The sequence below is a fragment of the Pseudomonas proteolytica genome (assembly GCF_007858275.1).
Lineage (GTDB): Bacteria > Pseudomonadota > Gammaproteobacteria > Pseudomonadales > Pseudomonadaceae > Aquipseudomonas > Aquipseudomonas proteolytica.
The window spans coordinates 234,080-249,050 of the sequence record NZ_VFEV01000003.1 but is presented as its reverse complement, the minus strand read 5'-3'; the positions used below and the strand labels follow the sequence as shown (position 1 = coordinate 249,050).

Genomic DNA, 14,971 nt, shown 5'->3' with positions numbered 1-14,971 from the left:
CCACAGCACGACAAGGGCGCAATGCCCCGTTAGAATCAAGGCGTCCTCGCCCGGAATAGTTAGCATGTCTTGGTTACTGGCGACCCTCGCCTACCTGCTCGGCTCGCTGTCCTTTGCCATCTTGCTCAGCCGCCTGACGGGAAATCCCGACCCGCGAATGAGTGGCTCAGGCAATGCCGGCGCCACCAATATGTTGCGCCTGGCCGGCAAAAAACTCGCCGTGCTGACTTTGTTCGGCGACGTCTGCAAAGGCCTGCTGCCGGTACTGATAGCCGATCTGGCTGGCCTCCCCTTGCAACAACAGGCCTGGATTGGCGTATGCGCCGTGCTCGGCCATCTGTTCCCACTGTACTTTCGCTTTCGCGGCGGCAAGGGCGTCGCGACGGCGGCCGGCATGCTGCTGGGAATCTACCCGCCAGCGGCGTTGCTGGCCATTGCCGCCTGGTTGCTGACGTTCTACCTGACCCGCACCAGCTCCCTCGCAGCGTTGATCGCCACCCCCCTGACCCTGCCACTACTGGCCTGGCAGGAGCCGGCAGCGCTGCTGCCGATGAGCGTGCTCACCCTGCTGATCGTCTGGCGCCATCGCGGCAATTTACGCGACCTGTTTGCCGGGCGCGAACGGCATTTTTAAATATGCCCGGTGAGCCCGGCTCATGTTCGTCTGCTCACAAGGGCGGCAACTGCTCCATCGGCCAGCGCGCCTGCACGCTGATGGCCAGGCTCTCGTGCTGGCCTGCCTGCAAGCGCTGGCACCCGGCAAAGGCAATCATCGCGCCGTTATCGGTACAGAACTCGGGGCGCGCGTAAAACACATTGCCCTTCATGTCGCCGAGCATTTTCTCCAGGGACAGACGCAAGGCCTTGTTGGCGCTGACGCCGCCCGCAATCACCAGGCGCTTCATCCCGGCCTGCTTCAAGGCGCGCTTGCACTTGATGGTCAAAGTCTCCACCACCGCCTGCTGGAACGCCAGAGAGATGTCGCAACGGGCTTGCTCACTGTCGTCCCCGGCGCTGACGCTTTGCTGCCAGGTGTTCAAGGCCGAGGTTTTCAAGCCACTGAAGCTGAACATCAAGCCTGGGCGATCACACATGGGGCGGGGGAAGGTATAGCGCCCAGCCACACCTTTTTGCGCCAGGCGCGCAATTTCCGGACCGCCGGGGTAATTGAGGCCCATCATCTTGGCGGTCTTGTCGAACGCTTCACCGGCGGCATCGTCCAGGGTTTCCCCCAGAAGCGTGTACTGACCGATTGCATCGACCTGAACCAGCTGCGTATGGCCGCCCGAAACCAACAAAGCGACGAACGGGAACTCGGGTGGGTTTTCTTCCAGCATGGGCGCCAGTAAATGGCCTTCCATGTGGTGCACGCCAAGGGCTGGAATACCCCAGGCAAATGCCAGCGCCTGGGCGCAGGAAGCCCCAACCAGCAGGGCCCCGACCAATCCAGGGCCGGCGGTGTAGGCAATGGCATCGATCTCGGTCGCGACACAATCGGCCTCGTCCAACACCTGGCGGATCAATGGCAACATGCGTTTGACGTGATCACGGCTGGCCAGCTCCGGCACCACGCCACCATAGGCGCGATGCAGGTCTATCTGACTGAACAGTGCATCGGCCAAAAGCCCGCGTTCACTGTCGTAAAGCGCGACGCCGGTCTCGTCGCAGGAGGTTTCTAAGCCCAGTACTAACATGGGTTTGCGCCTTGTAGAGGCTGAATTCGAAGGCGCGCATAATAGTCGCCATGCCCCCTCCCGACTAGCGGTTTTCGATCAGAGGCTTTGCATTCCGGGCAATGAGGGGTTAACATCCGCAACCCTTAAAAACCGACGACCTCAGCCGCGAATTTTTTGCGACGAGAACGTTGATTCCCGGTAATGAAAGAAGGTAGCTCTGGATGCCAGCCGTCAAAGTAAAAGAGAACGAACCCTTCGACGTAGCTCTGCGTCGTTTCAAGCGCTCCTGCGAAAAAGCCGGTGTTCTGGCTGAAGTTCGTAGCCGCGAATTTTATGAGAAGCCAACTTCTGAGCGTAAACGTAAAGCAGCAGCCGCTGTTAAGCGTCACGCCAAGAAAGTTCAGCGCGAACAGCGCCGCGCCGTTCGTCTGTACTAATACACAGACGTTCGTAGCAAGCTTCTGCCAAGCCCGGCCCTCAGCCGGGCTGTTGGCATTTGCGGATATCGCTTGATGCTTCACCGTCGACGCCGCCCATGCGACCGAGACAAAGCTTCACTGTTTCAAACGTCAGGACTGGCTCTTTTGCCAGCGGTGCACGTCTCTTCTGACGAGCCTAACAAGGCTACTGACGAGCACACTTATTTTCCAAACAGGCGATCAATAGGTCGGCTGTGCCCCACGATGAGCTTCCGAGGCCGCCATTGGCCGTGACCGGACTCCAGGGCAACACTTTCAGATACGTCGAAGACTGATTGGAACTAACGTCAGTGAACGCTCGACAGATAGACTTCCTGACAGCCCAAACAGACAATCGATGATCAAGCCGCCGACATGCGCGACTTGAGTGCGTCACGGGCCCTCATTTACACGCAGTGATGACGAGAACGCCATGGCCGGGCTAATTCCCCAGAGCTTTATTGACGACCTTCTGAACCGCACCGACATCGTCGATGTTGTCAGCTCGCGCGTGCAAATGAAAAAAGCCGGCAAGAACTACACCGCCTGCTGCCCGTTCCACAAAGAAAAGACTCCATCGTTCAGCGTCAGCCCCGACAAGCAGTTCTACTACTGCTTCGGTTGCGGCGCGGGCGGCAATGCCCTTGGCTTTATCATGGACCACGACAACCTGGACTTCCCCCAGGCCGTCGAGGAACTGGCAAAAGCCGCCGGCATGGAAATCCCCCGCGAAGAAAGTGGCCGACCGCACAAACCACGCCAGCCCACGGATTCGCCGCTGTATCCGCTGCTCACCGCCGCCGCCGAGTTCTACCGCCAGGCCCTTAAAAGCCATCCACAGCGCAAAGCCGCCGTGGATTACCTCAAGGGCCGCGGCCTGACCGGGGAAATCGCCCGCGACTTCGGCCTGGGCTTCGCCCCGCCGGGTTGGGACAACCTGTACAAGCATCTGAGCAGCGATACCCTGCAGCAAAAAGCCATGATCGACGCTGGCTTGCTGGTGGAAAATGCCGAGACCGGCAAGCGTTATGACCGCTTCCGCGACCGAGTGATGTTCCCGATCCGCGACAGCCGTGGCCGCATCATCGCCTTCGGCGGCCGGGTATTGGGCGACGACAAGCCCAAATACCTGAACTCCCCGGAAACCCCGGTGTTTCACAAGGGCCAGGAACTCTACGGCCTGTTCGAAGCGCGCAAGAACAACCGCAACCTCGATGAAATCATCGTGGTTGAAGGCTATATGGACGTTATCGCCCTGGCCCAGCAAGGCTTGCGCAATGCCGTGGCCACCCTCGGCACCGCCACCAGCGAAGAACACATGAAACGCCTGTTTCGCGTGGTGCCCAGCGTGCTGTTCTGCTTCGACGGTGACCAGGCCGGCCGCAATGCCGCCTGGCGCGCCCTCGAAGCCACCCTGTCGAGCCTGCAGGACGGGCGCCGCGCGCGCTTTCTGTTCCTGCCCGAAGGTGAAGACCCGGATACCCTGGTGCGCTCCGAAGGTACCGATGCGTTTCGCGCGCGCATTCATCAGCACGCACAGCCGCTGGCCGATTATTTCTTCCAGCAATTGACCGAAGAAGCCGACCCGCGCTCCCTCGAAGGCAAGGCCCACATGGCCACCCTCGCGGCACCGCTGATCGACAAGGTTCCCGGCGCCAACCTCAAGGCCCTGATGCGCCAGCGCTTGCTGGAAATCACCGGGCTGAGCGGCGAGGCGGTCAGCCAGCTGGTGCACAGCGCACCCCAGGATGCGCCACCGGCCTACGACCCGGGCTTCGACTACGACGCCATGCCGGACTATGGGGATTTTCACCAGCCTCAAGAAGCCTTTGTGCCGCAACAGGACTGGACACCGAAAAAACCCGGCGCCGGCGGCAAGAAATGGGACAAGAAGCCCTGGAACAAAAACGGCAAGCGCGGCGACCGCGACGAACCGTACGCCCCGCGCACGCCGGTGGCCGTAGAAGCGCCGACGCTGATTGCCCTGCGCACCCTGATCCACCACCCGCAACTGGCGGGCCGGGTGGAAAGCGCCGAACATTTTGCCAACGAAAGCAACACCTACGCCCAGGTGCTGATTGCCCTGATCGAGGCCGTGCAGAAAAATCCTAAGCTAAACTCAATCCAGTTGATGGCCCGCTGGCATGGCACGGAGCAAGGACGTTTGTTGAAAGCGCTCGCAGAAAAGGAGTGGTTAATTGACGGCGATAACCTTGAACAACAGTTTTTAGACACCATTACTAGGTTATCCGCGGGTCAGCACACGCAGACCCTCGATGAACTTATCAAGAAAGCAAGGCAGCCAGGATTGTCGGCTGAAGAGCAAATTCAGATAGCAAAGCAGATGCGCGACCTCTTAAAACAGAATGTTTCCGCATCAAACCCGACCTCAGCTGGCGTGTGAGGTCATAGCTCGGGTATAATCCTCGGCTTGTTTTTTGCCCGCCAAGACCTTCAGTGGATAGGGTGTTATGTCCGGAAAAGCGCAACAGCAGTCTCGTATCAAAGAGTTGATCACACTCGGTCGTGAGCAGGGTTACCTGACTTACGCGGAGGTCAACGACCACCTGCCTGAAGATATTTCAGATCCAGAGCAGGTGGAAGACATCATCCGCATGATTAACGACATGGGGATCAACGTATTCGAAGTCGCGCCAGATAAGGATTCCCTTATGCTGGCCGACGCTGATACCGACGAGGCCGCCGCTGAAGAAGCTGCTGCCGCGCTGGCTGCAGTCGAGACCGATATAGGCCGCACGACGGACCCTGTGCGCATGTATATGCGCGAAATGGGTACCGTCGAGCTGCTGACACGCGAAGGCGAAATCGAAATCGCCAAGCGTATCGAAGAGGGCATCCGCGAAGTGATGGGCGCAATTGCGCACTTCCCTGGCACGGTTGACCACATTCTCTCCGAGTACACCCGCGTTACCACCGAAGGTGGCCGCCTGTCCGACGTCCTGAGCGGTTATATCGACCCGGACGACGGCATTACGCCGCCTGCCGCCGAAATTCCGCCGCCTGTCGACCCGAAGGCCGTGAAAGCGGACGACGAAACCGACGACGACGAGGCTGAAGCCAGCACCGACGACGAAGAAGAAGTCGAAAGCGGCCCGGATCCGATCATCGCAGCCCAGCGCTTTGGCGCGGTCTCCGATCAGATGGAACTGGCGCGCAAGGCCCTGAAGAAGCACGGTCGTGGCAGCAAGCAGGCAACCGCCGAGCTGCTGGCCCTGGCTGAGCTGTTCATGCCGATCAAACTGGTGCCGAAGCAATTCGAAGGCCTGGTTGAGCGGGTTCGTAGCGCCCTTGAGCGTCTGCGTGCACAAGAGCGTGCGATCATGCAGCTCTGTGTCCGTGATGCGCGCATGCCGCGTACCGACTTCCTGCGCCAGTTTCCGGGCAATGAAGTTGACGAAAGCTGGACCGATGCACTGGCCAAGGGCAAAAGCAAATACGCTGAAGCCATTGGTCGCTTCCAGGCCGACATCGTTCGTTGCCAGCAGAAGCTGACTGCATTGCAGACCGAAACCGGTCTGACGATTGCCGAGATCAAGGACATCAACCGTCGCATGTCGATCGGCGAGGCCAAGGCCCGTCGCGCGAAGAAAGAGATGGTTGAAGCGAACTTGCGTCTGGTGATCTCCATCGCCAAGAAGTACACCAACCGTGGCTTGCAATTCCTCGACCTGATCCAGGAAGGCAACATCGGCTTGATGAAGGCTGTGGACAAGTTCGAATACCGTCGCGGCTACAAGTTCTCGACTTATGCCACCTGGTGGATCCGTCAGGCGATCACTCGCTCGATCGCCGACCAGGCCCGCACCATCCGTATTCCGGTGCACATGATCGAGACCATCAACAAGCTCAACCGTATTTCCCGGCAGATGTTGCAGGAAATGGGTCGCGAACCGACCCCGGAAGAGCTGGGTGAACGCATGGAAATGCCTGAGGATAAAATCCGCAAGGTATTGAAGATCGCTAAAGAGCCGATCTCCATGGAAACCCCGATTGGTGATGACGAAGACTCCCACCTGGGTGACTTCATCGAAGACTCGACCATGCAGTCGCCAATCGATGTCGCCACCGTTGAGAGCCTCAAAGAAGCGACACGCGACGTACTGTCCGGCCTCACTGCCCGTGAAGCCAAGGTACTGCGCATGCGTTTCGGCATCGACATGAATACCGACCACACCCTTGAGGAAGTCGGTAAGCAGTTTGACGTGACCCGCGAGCGGATCCGTCAGATCGAAGCCAAGGCGCTGCGCAAGTTGCGCCACCCGACGAGAAGCGAGCATTTGCGCTCCTTCCTCGACGAGTGATCACAAAACCCCCAGGCCCAGGCCTGGGGGTTTTGCTTTGTGCAGATTAAATCTCCCCCCGCTTTACCTCCCCTCGCAATGCCCGTCTACACTCGAAATATTCCCCGTGCCATAACGAGACCGTTATGCCCAGACTGCCGACCGTGCTACTGCTGTCGCTGCTGACCTGGACCGCAACGGCTGGCGCGTTGACTCTCACTGATGAAGAGCATGGCTGGTTGGCGGACCACCCGGAGCTGCGCCTGGGCGTTGATGCGTCGTGGCCGCCATTTGAATATCGCGATGAAGAAGGCCGCTACCAGGGCCTGGCGGCTGACTATGTTCGACTGATCCAGGATCGCCTGGGTATCAAGGTCAAGTTGATCGAGCCCGCCAACTGGAGCGCACTGCTGGAGCAGGCCAGGAACAACCAGCTCGACCTCTTGCCGGGCATTATGTCCACCCCGGAGCGTCAGGGTTTCCTGGCATTTTCCCGGCCTTACCTCGACTTCCCGATAGTCATCCTCGCCCACGAAGGCGGCGCCCAACCCCGCTCCCTCAAGGACCTGTACGGGTTGAAGATTGCCGTGGTGGAGAACTATGCCCCCCACGAGTTGCTGCGCACCCACCATCCCGACTTGAACCTGGTGGCGATGCCCAACGTCAGCTCGACGTTACAGGCCCTGGCCACCGATGAGGTGGACGCCGTCGTCGGGGACCTGGCCTCCAGTGTCTGGAGCCTGCGCCAACTCAAGCTCGATGGTTTATATGTCAGTGGCGAAACGCCTTATCGCTATCAACTGGCGATGGGCGTGCCCCGCGAAAACAAAATGCTGATCGGCATCCTGGATAAAGTCCTCGCCGACCTCAGCCCCCGGGAAATTGACGAGATCCAGGAACATTGGGTCGGCAATGTCATCGATCACCGCGCCTTCTGGACCGACTTGCTGCTCTACGGCCTGCCTGCGGTGCTGCTGTTGAGTACCGTGCTGGCCATCGTGATTCGGATCAATCGTCGGCTCAGTTCGGAGATTTCCCGCAGGGTGGCCTTGGAGCAGGAGTTGCGCAGCAGCGAATACCATTACCGCGGGCTGGTAGAAAGCCTGTCAGCCATCGCCTGGGAAGCTGACATCCATGACTTCACCTACAGCTATGTGTCGCCCCACGCCGAGGAACTGCTGGGCTATCCAAGGGCGCACTGGCTGATCCCAGGCTTCTGGCGCAATATCATCCACCCCGCCGACCTGACCCGCGCCGACACCTTCTGCCAACGGGAAACCCGCGCCAACCGCGACCACAGCATCGATTACCGGGTAATCACCGCCGACGGCCGCTGCCTATGGGTCAGGGACATTGTCAGCCTGATCAAGCATGGGCATGAGCCCGTCATGCGAGGCCTGATGATCGATATCAGCGAGGCCAAGCGCACCGAGGAAGCATTGCAGCTCTCAGAGGAGAAGTTCGCCTCGGTGTTCCAGCAATGCCCGGACATACTGGTGATCGCTCGCCTGTCCGATGGTTGCCTGCTGGAGGTCAACAAGGCATTCGAGGACCAGATAGGCCTAAGTGCTGCAGACGTCATCGGCAAGACCGCCACCGAGCTGAACATCTGGGGCATCCAGGGCGTAGGCCCCAACCTGCTCAAGCGCGTGCAGACCACCAGCATCCGCAACCTGGAGATGCCGTTCCTGCGCAGTAATGGCCAGGCGTTTACCGGGCTGATCTCCGCCGAACCCTTCCAGCTCGATGCAACCGAAGCGCTTGTCGTGGTGGTGCGGGACATCACCCAACTGAAGGAAACCCAGCAACTACTGCAGACTTCCGAAGAAAAATTCGCCAAGGCCTTCCATGCCTCGCCCGACGGCTTGCTGCTGACACGCCAGCATGATGGCCTGCTGCTGGAGGTCAATGAAGGCTTCAGCCGTATCACCGGTTTCAACAGTGCAATGTCCCTGGACCAGTCGACCCTGGACCTGGGCATCTGGGTGGACTTGAACGAACGCAGACACATGCTCGACCTGCTGCACCGCGACGGCCTGGTGCGTGATTTTGTCTGTCATATCCGGCGCAGTGACGGCCAGATTCGCCTGTGCGAAGTGTCCAGTCGTCCACTGCCGATCGGGGATGACGACTGTATGCTGACCATCGCCCGCGACATTACCGAACGCCAGTTGATGCAGGAAAAACTGCAACAGGCCGCGACGGTTTTTGAAAGCACGGCCGAAGGCGTACTGATCACCGATACCCGGCAAAACATCAGCGCCGTCAACCGTGCCTTCAGCGAAATCACCGGCTACAGCGAAGCCGAAGCCCTCGGCCACACCCCGCGCCTGCTGGCCTCCGGCCTGCATGACAGCGCGTTCTACGCCGCCATGTGGCATCAACTGACCGCCAACGGCCATTGGCAAGGCGAGATCTCCAACCGACGCAAGAACGGCGAGTTGTACCCCAGTTGGCTGACCATCAGTGCCGTGCGCAACCACGAGCAGTCAATCACCCACTTCGTGGCGGTATTTGCCGACATCTCCAGCCTCAAGCACGCCCAGGCGCGGCTCGACTACCAGGCGCATCACGATCCGCTTACCGGGCTGCCCAACCGCACCCTGTTTGAGAGCCGCCTGCAGACAGCCCTCACCGGCCAACAGGAAACCGGCAGCCAGGGTGCGGTGCTGTTTCTCGACCTCGACCGCTTCAAACACATCAACGACAGCCTCGGCCACCCGATTGGCGACCTGCTGCTCAAGGACATCGCGGTGCGCCTCAAGGAGCAACTGCGCGACATCGACACCGTGGCCCGCCTGGGCGGTGACGAATTCATCATCCTGCTGCCCGGCCTGCAACAAGCCAGCGACGCGCAGCACCTGGCCAATAAACTGCTGGCCTGCTTCACCCTGCCCTTTCAGGCGGGCGAGCACGAGTTTTTTATCAGCGCCAGCATCGGCACCAGCCTCTACCCGCAGGACGGCATCGACGTCGCCACCCTGGTCAAAAACGCCGATGCCGCCATGTACCGTTCCAAAGCCAAGGGCCGCAATCGGGTCGAACGTTACACCCAGGACCTCACCGCCCAGGCCAACGAGCGCGTTGCCCTCGAACACGAACTACGCCGCGCCATAGAGCGCGACGAACTGTTTCTGTATTACCAGCCAAAGCTGAGCCTGGAAACCCAGCAACTGATCGGCGCCGAAGCCCTGATCCGCTGGCGCCACCCCACCTTTGGCGACGTGCCACCTGAGCACTTCATCGCCCTGGCCGAAGAGAACGGCATGATCCTGCAAATCGGCGACTGGGTCCTGGAACAGGCTTGCCGCCAACTGCACCTGTGGCGCAAAACCTATGACGACTTTGGCCCGCTCTCCGTCAACCTTGCCGGTGCCCAACTGCGCCACCCCAACCTGCTGGGGCGCATCGAGCAACTGCTGCGGGACAACCGCCTGGAGCCGGACTGCCTGCAACTGGAGATCACCGAAAACTTCATCATGAGCCAGGCCGAAGAGGCTCTTGAAGTGCTGCATAAACTCAAACGCCTGGGCGTCCAACTGGCCATCGACGACTTTGGTACCGGCTACTCGTCCTTGAGTTACCTCAAGCGCCTGCCCCTGGACTTCCTGAAAATCGACCAGTCCTTCGTCCGCGGCCTGCCAGACGACCCCCACGATGCCGCCATCGTGCGCGCCATCATCGCCCTGGGCCACAGCATGCAATTCACCATCATCGCCGAAGGCGTCGAAACCCCCGCCCAGCAAGCCTTCCTTGCCGACGAGGGCTGCGAACAAATGCAAGGCTACATCGTCAGCCTGCCCCTACCCGCCGACATCTTCGCCGCGACCTTCCTTCACATGACCCATTCAGATTTTTCGGATAGCACAGTGGAGAAACCATCGTTATAATCCGCGACCTACTGAGGGCCTATAGCTCAGTTGGTTAGAGCAGGGGACTCATAATCCCTTGGTCGTAGGTTCGAGTCCTACTGGGCCCACCATACTCAAAGCCGCGCATTGCGCGGCTTTCGTGTTTCTGGATGGACCACCGCAGATACAGTCTGAATCGCCCCGGCCAGTGCCTCGTGCGCAGGCGCCTGGGCCTAACGTCTCCAAAACCGACGCATTCGATGTGTTGTTATCGGGGAGTTGGCTTGCTGGCGATGAGACCCATGCAGACGTCAAATTCCCCGGGGCCTCACATCAAAGACTGTTTGCATCTTAGTCACCGCTTGTAGAAAATCGTCGTCTTTTTGCACGAATGGATACGCGCATGAAGTTCGAGAAGACCACGCAGTACAGGTCCGAGGAAGGGATCGTCTTCAATCTGTCTCAAATCACCCTCATGGAAAACGACCGAGGTCGCCTGCGCGAGCTGCACTTTGGCGAAGCGAAACGCGCCCATTACCAAGTCAACAGCATGGTCGTCGATATGTACGACCGAATGCAGGCTCGAAACCTGCCATGCCTGCTGACAGTCTGCATTTCCAATCCCCTCACCCGTCAGCAGGCCGATGCTATCAACACTATGCGTGGCAACGTCGCCAAGGGAATTGCTGCGGCCTCAGGTGGTGTTGCCGGGAGGGTAGGTGCGTTGGGCGGGCCGCTCATTGGCTGGGCTTCAGGTGCAGTCGTGACGACAGGTGTCAACTGGTACCTCAAAGGAGCCCTGCCGACCCTGCATGCAGGTGACGTGCTGGTCAGCATCGAGGGAGAGGTCCATGGCGGGATTGGCCCACAGCGCTCTGTCGTGACGCTTGTCATCAAGGTCTGAGGAACTGCACATGCCCTACATCATGCAAACTGTCGTCCTTCTGGTGCTGGGCGCGATTCTCGTTCAGTTTCTGAAACCATACCCGTTGCGCAAGTGGCTGGGTTTGGCGCTGCTGGCAACGGGCTTGGTCAGCCTCTTCAAGGTGGGTGAGCAGCAGGTGCTGGGCTTTGACCTGGAGCTGCTAGCACTGCTGGCCGTGCCGCTGGGCGTGGTACTTTTCCTGACGCGGCGGCGGTTCACGGAGGGGGACTGAAGCCCTGGCACGATTTCTCGGTGCCGTCTCTGCCCCAAAATCAGATGGGACAACAGTCGATCAACAGCGCGTTGCTCGATGATCTTAGCGTTGGACCTTGCCGGCGGACTGGGGGGTTACTTTGAACATACTGGTAACGCCTAACGTAGGTTAGATGCCGCCAAAATCACTGCTAAATGACGGGTGGCGGCTGTCACGCAGGCCAGGTGCATCGCAAATGTGTAATGCCACATTGACCAGCCTCGCCAACTCTGCGGGCGCGGCCTAATTCTGATCCTAGGCAGTCCGGATCTAGCGCACATGAAAGGTCACCGCAATCGCCACCCGCGAACACGAGCCTGTAACATGCTCCCCCATTGCCACCCACGCCGGAGCCCATCTTGTCCGCCCCCCGCCCTCCCGTTCTCGATGAGATCGACCGCAAGTTGATCGCCGCCTTGCAGATCAATGCCCGTGAAAGCGTGGCCATGCTCGCTCGCCAGCTGGGGATTGCCCGCACCACCGTGACCTCGCGCCTGGCGCGCCTGGAAAAGACCCAGGTGATTACCGGCTATGGCGTGCGCCTTGGCCAGCGCGTGGTGGATGGTGGGTTGCAGGCGTATGTGGGGATTACCGTGCAACCGCGCTCCGGCAAGGAAGTGCTGCGTCGCCTCAGCGCCATGGCCCAGGTTCAGCAGTTGTGTGCGGTCAGTGGTGAGTTTGATTATGTGGCCTGGCTGCGTACCGATTCGCCGGAGCAGTTGGATCAACTGCTGGACCAGATCGGCAGTGTCGACGGGGTAGAAAAGACCACCACCTCGATCATCCTCAGTAACAAATTGGATCGCGGCCAGCCAATCTGACCGCCAACCTCGTCACTTCGACTAAAAACAATTCAATACGACGACACATTGCGTCTTATTAACGAGCGCTACGCTCCCTAGAATGGCTGCCATCTTTTCCTATACTTCACGGGTCGTGCCCCGTCGAGTGCCAGCAAGGTCAGCCATGAACGCCACCTACAAGAACAATCGCCACCCTGCAGACGGTAAAAAACCCATCACTATCTTTGGCCCGGATTTTCCGTTCGCCTTTGATGACTGGATCGAACACCCCGCCGGGCTGGGCAGTATTCCCGCCGCCAACCATGGCGCCGAAGTGGCGATTGTCGGTGCGGGTATCGCCGGCCTGGTAGCCGCCTACGAGTTGATGAAGCTGGGCCTCAAGCCGGTGGTGTACGAAGCCTCGAAAATGGGCGGGCGCCTGCGTTCCCAGGCTTTTGAAGGGGCCGAAGGCATCATCGCGGAGCTGGGCGGGATGCGCTTCCCGGTGTCATCGACGGCGTTCTACCACTATGTGGACAAGCTGGGCCTTGAAACCAAGCCATTCCCCAACCCGCTGACACCGGCCTCGGGCAGCACCGTGATCGACCTGGAAGGCCAGACTCACTACGCACAGAAAATCTCCGACCTTCCTGCGCTATTCCAGGAAGTGGCTGACGCCTGGGCCGACGCCCTGGAGGCCGGCTCGCAGTTCGGTGATATCCAGCAAGCGATTCGCGACCGTGACGTGCCACGGCTCAAGGAGCTGTGGAACAAGCTGGTGCCGCTGTGGGACGACCGCACGTTCTACGACTTCGTCGCCACGTCCAAGGCATTCGCCAAGTTGTCGTTCCATCACCGCGAAGTGTTTGGCCAGGTAGGTTTCGGCACCGGTGGCTGGGACTCGGACTTCCCCAACTCGATGCTGGAAATCTTCCGCGTGGTGATGACCAACTGCGACGATCACCAACACCTGGTGGTCGGTGGCGTGGCGCAAGTGCCCATGGGGATCTGGCGCCATGTGCCAGAGCGATGCGCCCATTGGCCGGCCGGCACCAGCCTCAGCTCCCTGCATCACGGCGCGCCACGGGCAGGGGTCAAGCGCATTGCCCACGCCGCCGATGGGCGTTTTGCGGTAACCGACAACTATGGCGACACCCGGGAATACGCCGCCGTGCTGACCACTTGCCAGAGCTGGCTGCTGACCACCCAGATCGAATGCGACGAAAGCCTGTTCTCGCAAAAAATGTGGATGGCCCTGGACCGCACGCGCTATATGCAGTCGTCGAAAACCTTTGTCATGGTCGACCGGCCTTTCTGGAAGGACAAGGACCCGGAGACCGGCCGCGACCTGATGAGCATGACCCTCACTGATCGCCTGACCCGTGGCACCTACCTGTTCGACAATGGCGACGACAAGCCGGGGGTTATTTGCCTGTCTTACTCGTGGATGAGCGACGCCCTGAAAATGCTCCCGCAGCCCATCGATAAACGGGTGAAGCTGGCCCTCGATGCGCTGAAAAAAATCTACCCGAAATTCGATATCAAGGCGCGCATCATTGGCGACCCGATCACCGTTTCCTGGGAAGCCGATCCGCACTTCCTCGGCGCGTTCAAGGGCGCTTTGCCGGGCCACTACCGCTACAACCAGCGCATGTACGCGCACTTCATGCAAAAGGATATGCCGGCCGAGCAGCGCGGGATTTTCATCGCCGGCGACGATGTGTCCTGGACCCCAGCCTGGGTCGAAGGCGCAGTGCAGACCTCGTTGAACGCGGTTTGGGGCATCATGACCCACTTCGGTGGCAGTACCCACCCACAAAACCCGGGGCCGGGGGATGTGTTCGACGAGATCGGCCCTATCGCCCTGGCCGAATAAGGAGCCAAGCCATGCGTGTTGCCCTGTACCAATGCCCACCATTGCCGCTGGATGTCGCTGGCAATCTCAAGCGTCTGCACAGCGTTGCGCATGAAGCATGCGATGCCGACGTGCTGGTGCTGCCGGAGATGTTCCTCACCGGCTACAACATCGGTGCTGAAGCAGTCGGCGCCCTGGCCGAAGCGCAGGACGGGCAGTCGGCCCAGACCATTGCCGAACTGGCGCGCAACACGGGCCTGGCGATTCTCTATGGCTATCCGGAACGGGCCGAGGACGGCCAGATCTACAATGCCGTGCAGCTGATCGACGCCAATGGCCAGCGCCTGTGCAACTACCGCAAGACCCATCTGTTCGGCGACCTCGATCACTCGATGTTCAGCCCAGGCGGCGACGAGTTCCCTGTCGTCGAACTGAACGGCTGGAAGCTGGGGTTTCTCATCTGCTACGACCTGGAGTTCCCGGAAAACACTCGGCGCCTGGCCCTGGCAGGTGCCGAGTTGATCCTGGTACCGACGGCCAACATGGTGCCCTTCGACTTCGTCGCGGACGTCACCGTGCGCGCCCGGGCCTTTGAAAACCAGTGCTATGTGGCCTACGCCAACTATTGCGGGCATGAAGACCAGATCCACTATTGTGGGCAAAGCAGCATCGCCGCGCCGGATGGGCAACGCGTTGCCCTGGCGGGGCTGGATGAGGCGCTGATCGTCGCGACCCTCGACCGCCAGGTGATACACGCCGCGCAAGCGGCCAACCACTACCTGGCGGACCGTCGCCCCGAACTCTATGCCGCGCTGCATAAACACTGACCACTGCGCTTTGCGCTAGCATAGGCACTTCCTACGTTCTGGA

At 60.0% G+C, this 14,971-nt stretch carries 11 protein-coding genes and 1 tRNA gene; 11 read left to right on the top strand and 1 reads right to left on the bottom strand.

Annotated elements, in window-relative coordinates:
* Positions 1-64 precede the first annotated feature (64 nt).
* Positions 65-634, top strand: coding sequence for a glycerol-3-phosphate 1-O-acyltransferase PlsY (gene plsY / locus FIV38_RS04005; RefSeq protein ID WP_092230885.1), 570 nt, complete (start codon positions 65-67; stop codon positions 632-634).
* Between the two features lie 34 nt (positions 635-668).
* Here the strand turns inward: plsY and tsaD are convergent, their stop codons facing one another.
* Complete coding sequence (gene tsaD, locus FIV38_RS04000) at positions 669-1,694, bottom strand: tRNA (adenosine(37)-N6)-threonylcarbamoyltransferase complex transferase subunit TsaD (protein WP_029296833.1); 1,026 nt, start codon at positions 1,692-1,694, stop codon at positions 669-671.
* A 203-nt stretch (positions 1,695-1,897) separates the two neighbouring features.
* Here tsaD and rpsU point away from each other — a divergent pair, with 203 nt between their 5' ends.
* The 10 genes from rpsU (at position 1,898) to FIV38_RS03950 (ending at position 14,928) form a co-directional block, all read left to right on the top strand.
* Positions 1,898-2,113 (top strand): 30S ribosomal protein S21, encoded by a 216-nt coding sequence (gene rpsU / locus FIV38_RS03995; RefSeq protein WP_002551877.1) that lies wholly within the window; start codon positions 1,898-1,900, stop codon positions 2,111-2,113.
* 454 nt (positions 2,114-2,567) lie between these two features.
* On the top strand, positions 2,568-4,538 hold the full coding sequence (gene dnaG, locus FIV38_RS03990; RefSeq protein ID WP_029296866.1) for a DNA primase: 1,971 nt from the start codon (positions 2,568-2,570) through the stop codon (positions 4,536-4,538).
* Positions 4,539-4,605: 67 nt separating this feature from the next.
* Positions 4,606-6,456: an RNA polymerase sigma factor RpoD gene (gene rpoD, locus FIV38_RS03985; RefSeq protein ID WP_092230888.1), complete on the top strand. Its 1,851-nt coding sequence runs from the start codon at positions 4,606-4,608 to the stop codon at positions 6,454-6,456.
* A gap of 125 nt (positions 6,457-6,581) precedes the next feature.
* Positions 6,582-10,325: a bifunctional diguanylate cyclase/phosphodiesterase gene (locus FIV38_RS03980; protein ID WP_092230891.1), complete on the top strand. Its 3,744-nt coding sequence runs from the start codon at positions 6,582-6,584 to the stop codon at positions 10,323-10,325.
* A gap of 15 nt (positions 10,326-10,340) precedes the next feature.
* Positions 10,341-10,417: transfer RNA gene (locus tag FIV38_RS03975), tRNA-Ile, on the top strand.
* A gap of 272 nt (positions 10,418-10,689) precedes the next feature.
* On the top strand, positions 10,690-11,190 hold the full coding sequence (locus tag FIV38_RS03970) for a hypothetical protein (protein WP_170228387.1): 501 nt from the start codon (positions 10,690-10,692) through the stop codon (positions 11,188-11,190).
* Between the two features lie 10 nt (positions 11,191-11,200).
* Positions 11,201-11,443: a hypothetical protein gene (locus FIV38_RS03965; RefSeq protein ID WP_070994508.1), complete on the top strand. Its 243-nt coding sequence runs from the start codon at positions 11,201-11,203 to the stop codon at positions 11,441-11,443.
* A 380-nt stretch (positions 11,444-11,823) separates the two neighbouring features.
* On the top strand, positions 11,824-12,285 hold the full coding sequence (locus tag FIV38_RS03960; protein WP_092230893.1) for an Lrp/AsnC family transcriptional regulator: 462 nt from the start codon (positions 11,824-11,826) through the stop codon (positions 12,283-12,285).
* Between the two features lie 145 nt (positions 12,286-12,430).
* A complete protein-coding gene (locus FIV38_RS03955) occupies positions 12,431-14,122 on the top strand; it encodes a flavin monoamine oxidase family protein (RefSeq protein ID WP_092230895.1) in 1,692 nt (563 codons plus the stop codon).
* 11 nt (positions 14,123-14,133) lie between these two features.
* Positions 14,134-14,928 (top strand): carbon-nitrogen hydrolase family protein, encoded by a 795-nt coding sequence (locus FIV38_RS03950; protein ID WP_070994506.1) that lies wholly within the window; start codon positions 14,134-14,136, stop codon positions 14,926-14,928.
* Positions 14,929-14,971 lie beyond the last annotated feature (43 nt).

Bases quoted from the DNA above. Each gene is read 5' to 3' on its own strand.
- FIV38_RS03970 (WP_170228387.1), top strand. From the start codon at position 10,690: ATGAAGTTCGAGAAGACCACGCAGTACAGGTCCGAGGAAGGGATCGTC.
- FIV38_RS03955 (WP_092230895.1), top strand. From the start codon at position 12,431: ATGAACGCCACCTACAAGAACAATCGCCACCCTGCAGACGGTAAAAAA.
- FIV38_RS03980 (WP_092230891.1), top strand. From the start codon at position 6,582: ATGCCCAGACTGCCGACCGTGCTACTGCTGTCGCTGCTGACCTGGACC.
- tsaD (WP_029296833.1), bottom strand. From the start codon at position 1,694: ATGTTAGTACTGGGCTTAGAAACCTCCTGCGACGAGACCGGCGTCGCG.
- rpoD (WP_092230888.1), top strand. From the start codon at position 4,606: ATGTCCGGAAAAGCGCAACAGCAGTCTCGTATCAAAGAGTTGATCACA.
- FIV38_RS03950 (WP_070994506.1), top strand. From the start codon at position 14,134: ATGCGTGTTGCCCTGTACCAATGCCCACCATTGCCGCTGGATGTCGCT.
- rpsU (WP_002551877.1), top strand. From the start codon at position 1,898: ATGCCAGCCGTCAAAGTAAAAGAGAACGAACCCTTCGACGTAGCTCTG.
- dnaG (WP_029296866.1), top strand. From the start codon at position 2,568: ATGGCCGGGCTAATTCCCCAGAGCTTTATTGACGACCTTCTGAACCGC.
- FIV38_RS03965 (WP_070994508.1), top strand. From the start codon at position 11,201: ATGCCCTACATCATGCAAACTGTCGTCCTTCTGGTGCTGGGCGCGATT.
- plsY (WP_092230885.1), top strand. From the start codon at position 65: ATGTCTTGGTTACTGGCGACCCTCGCCTACCTGCTCGGCTCGCTGTCC.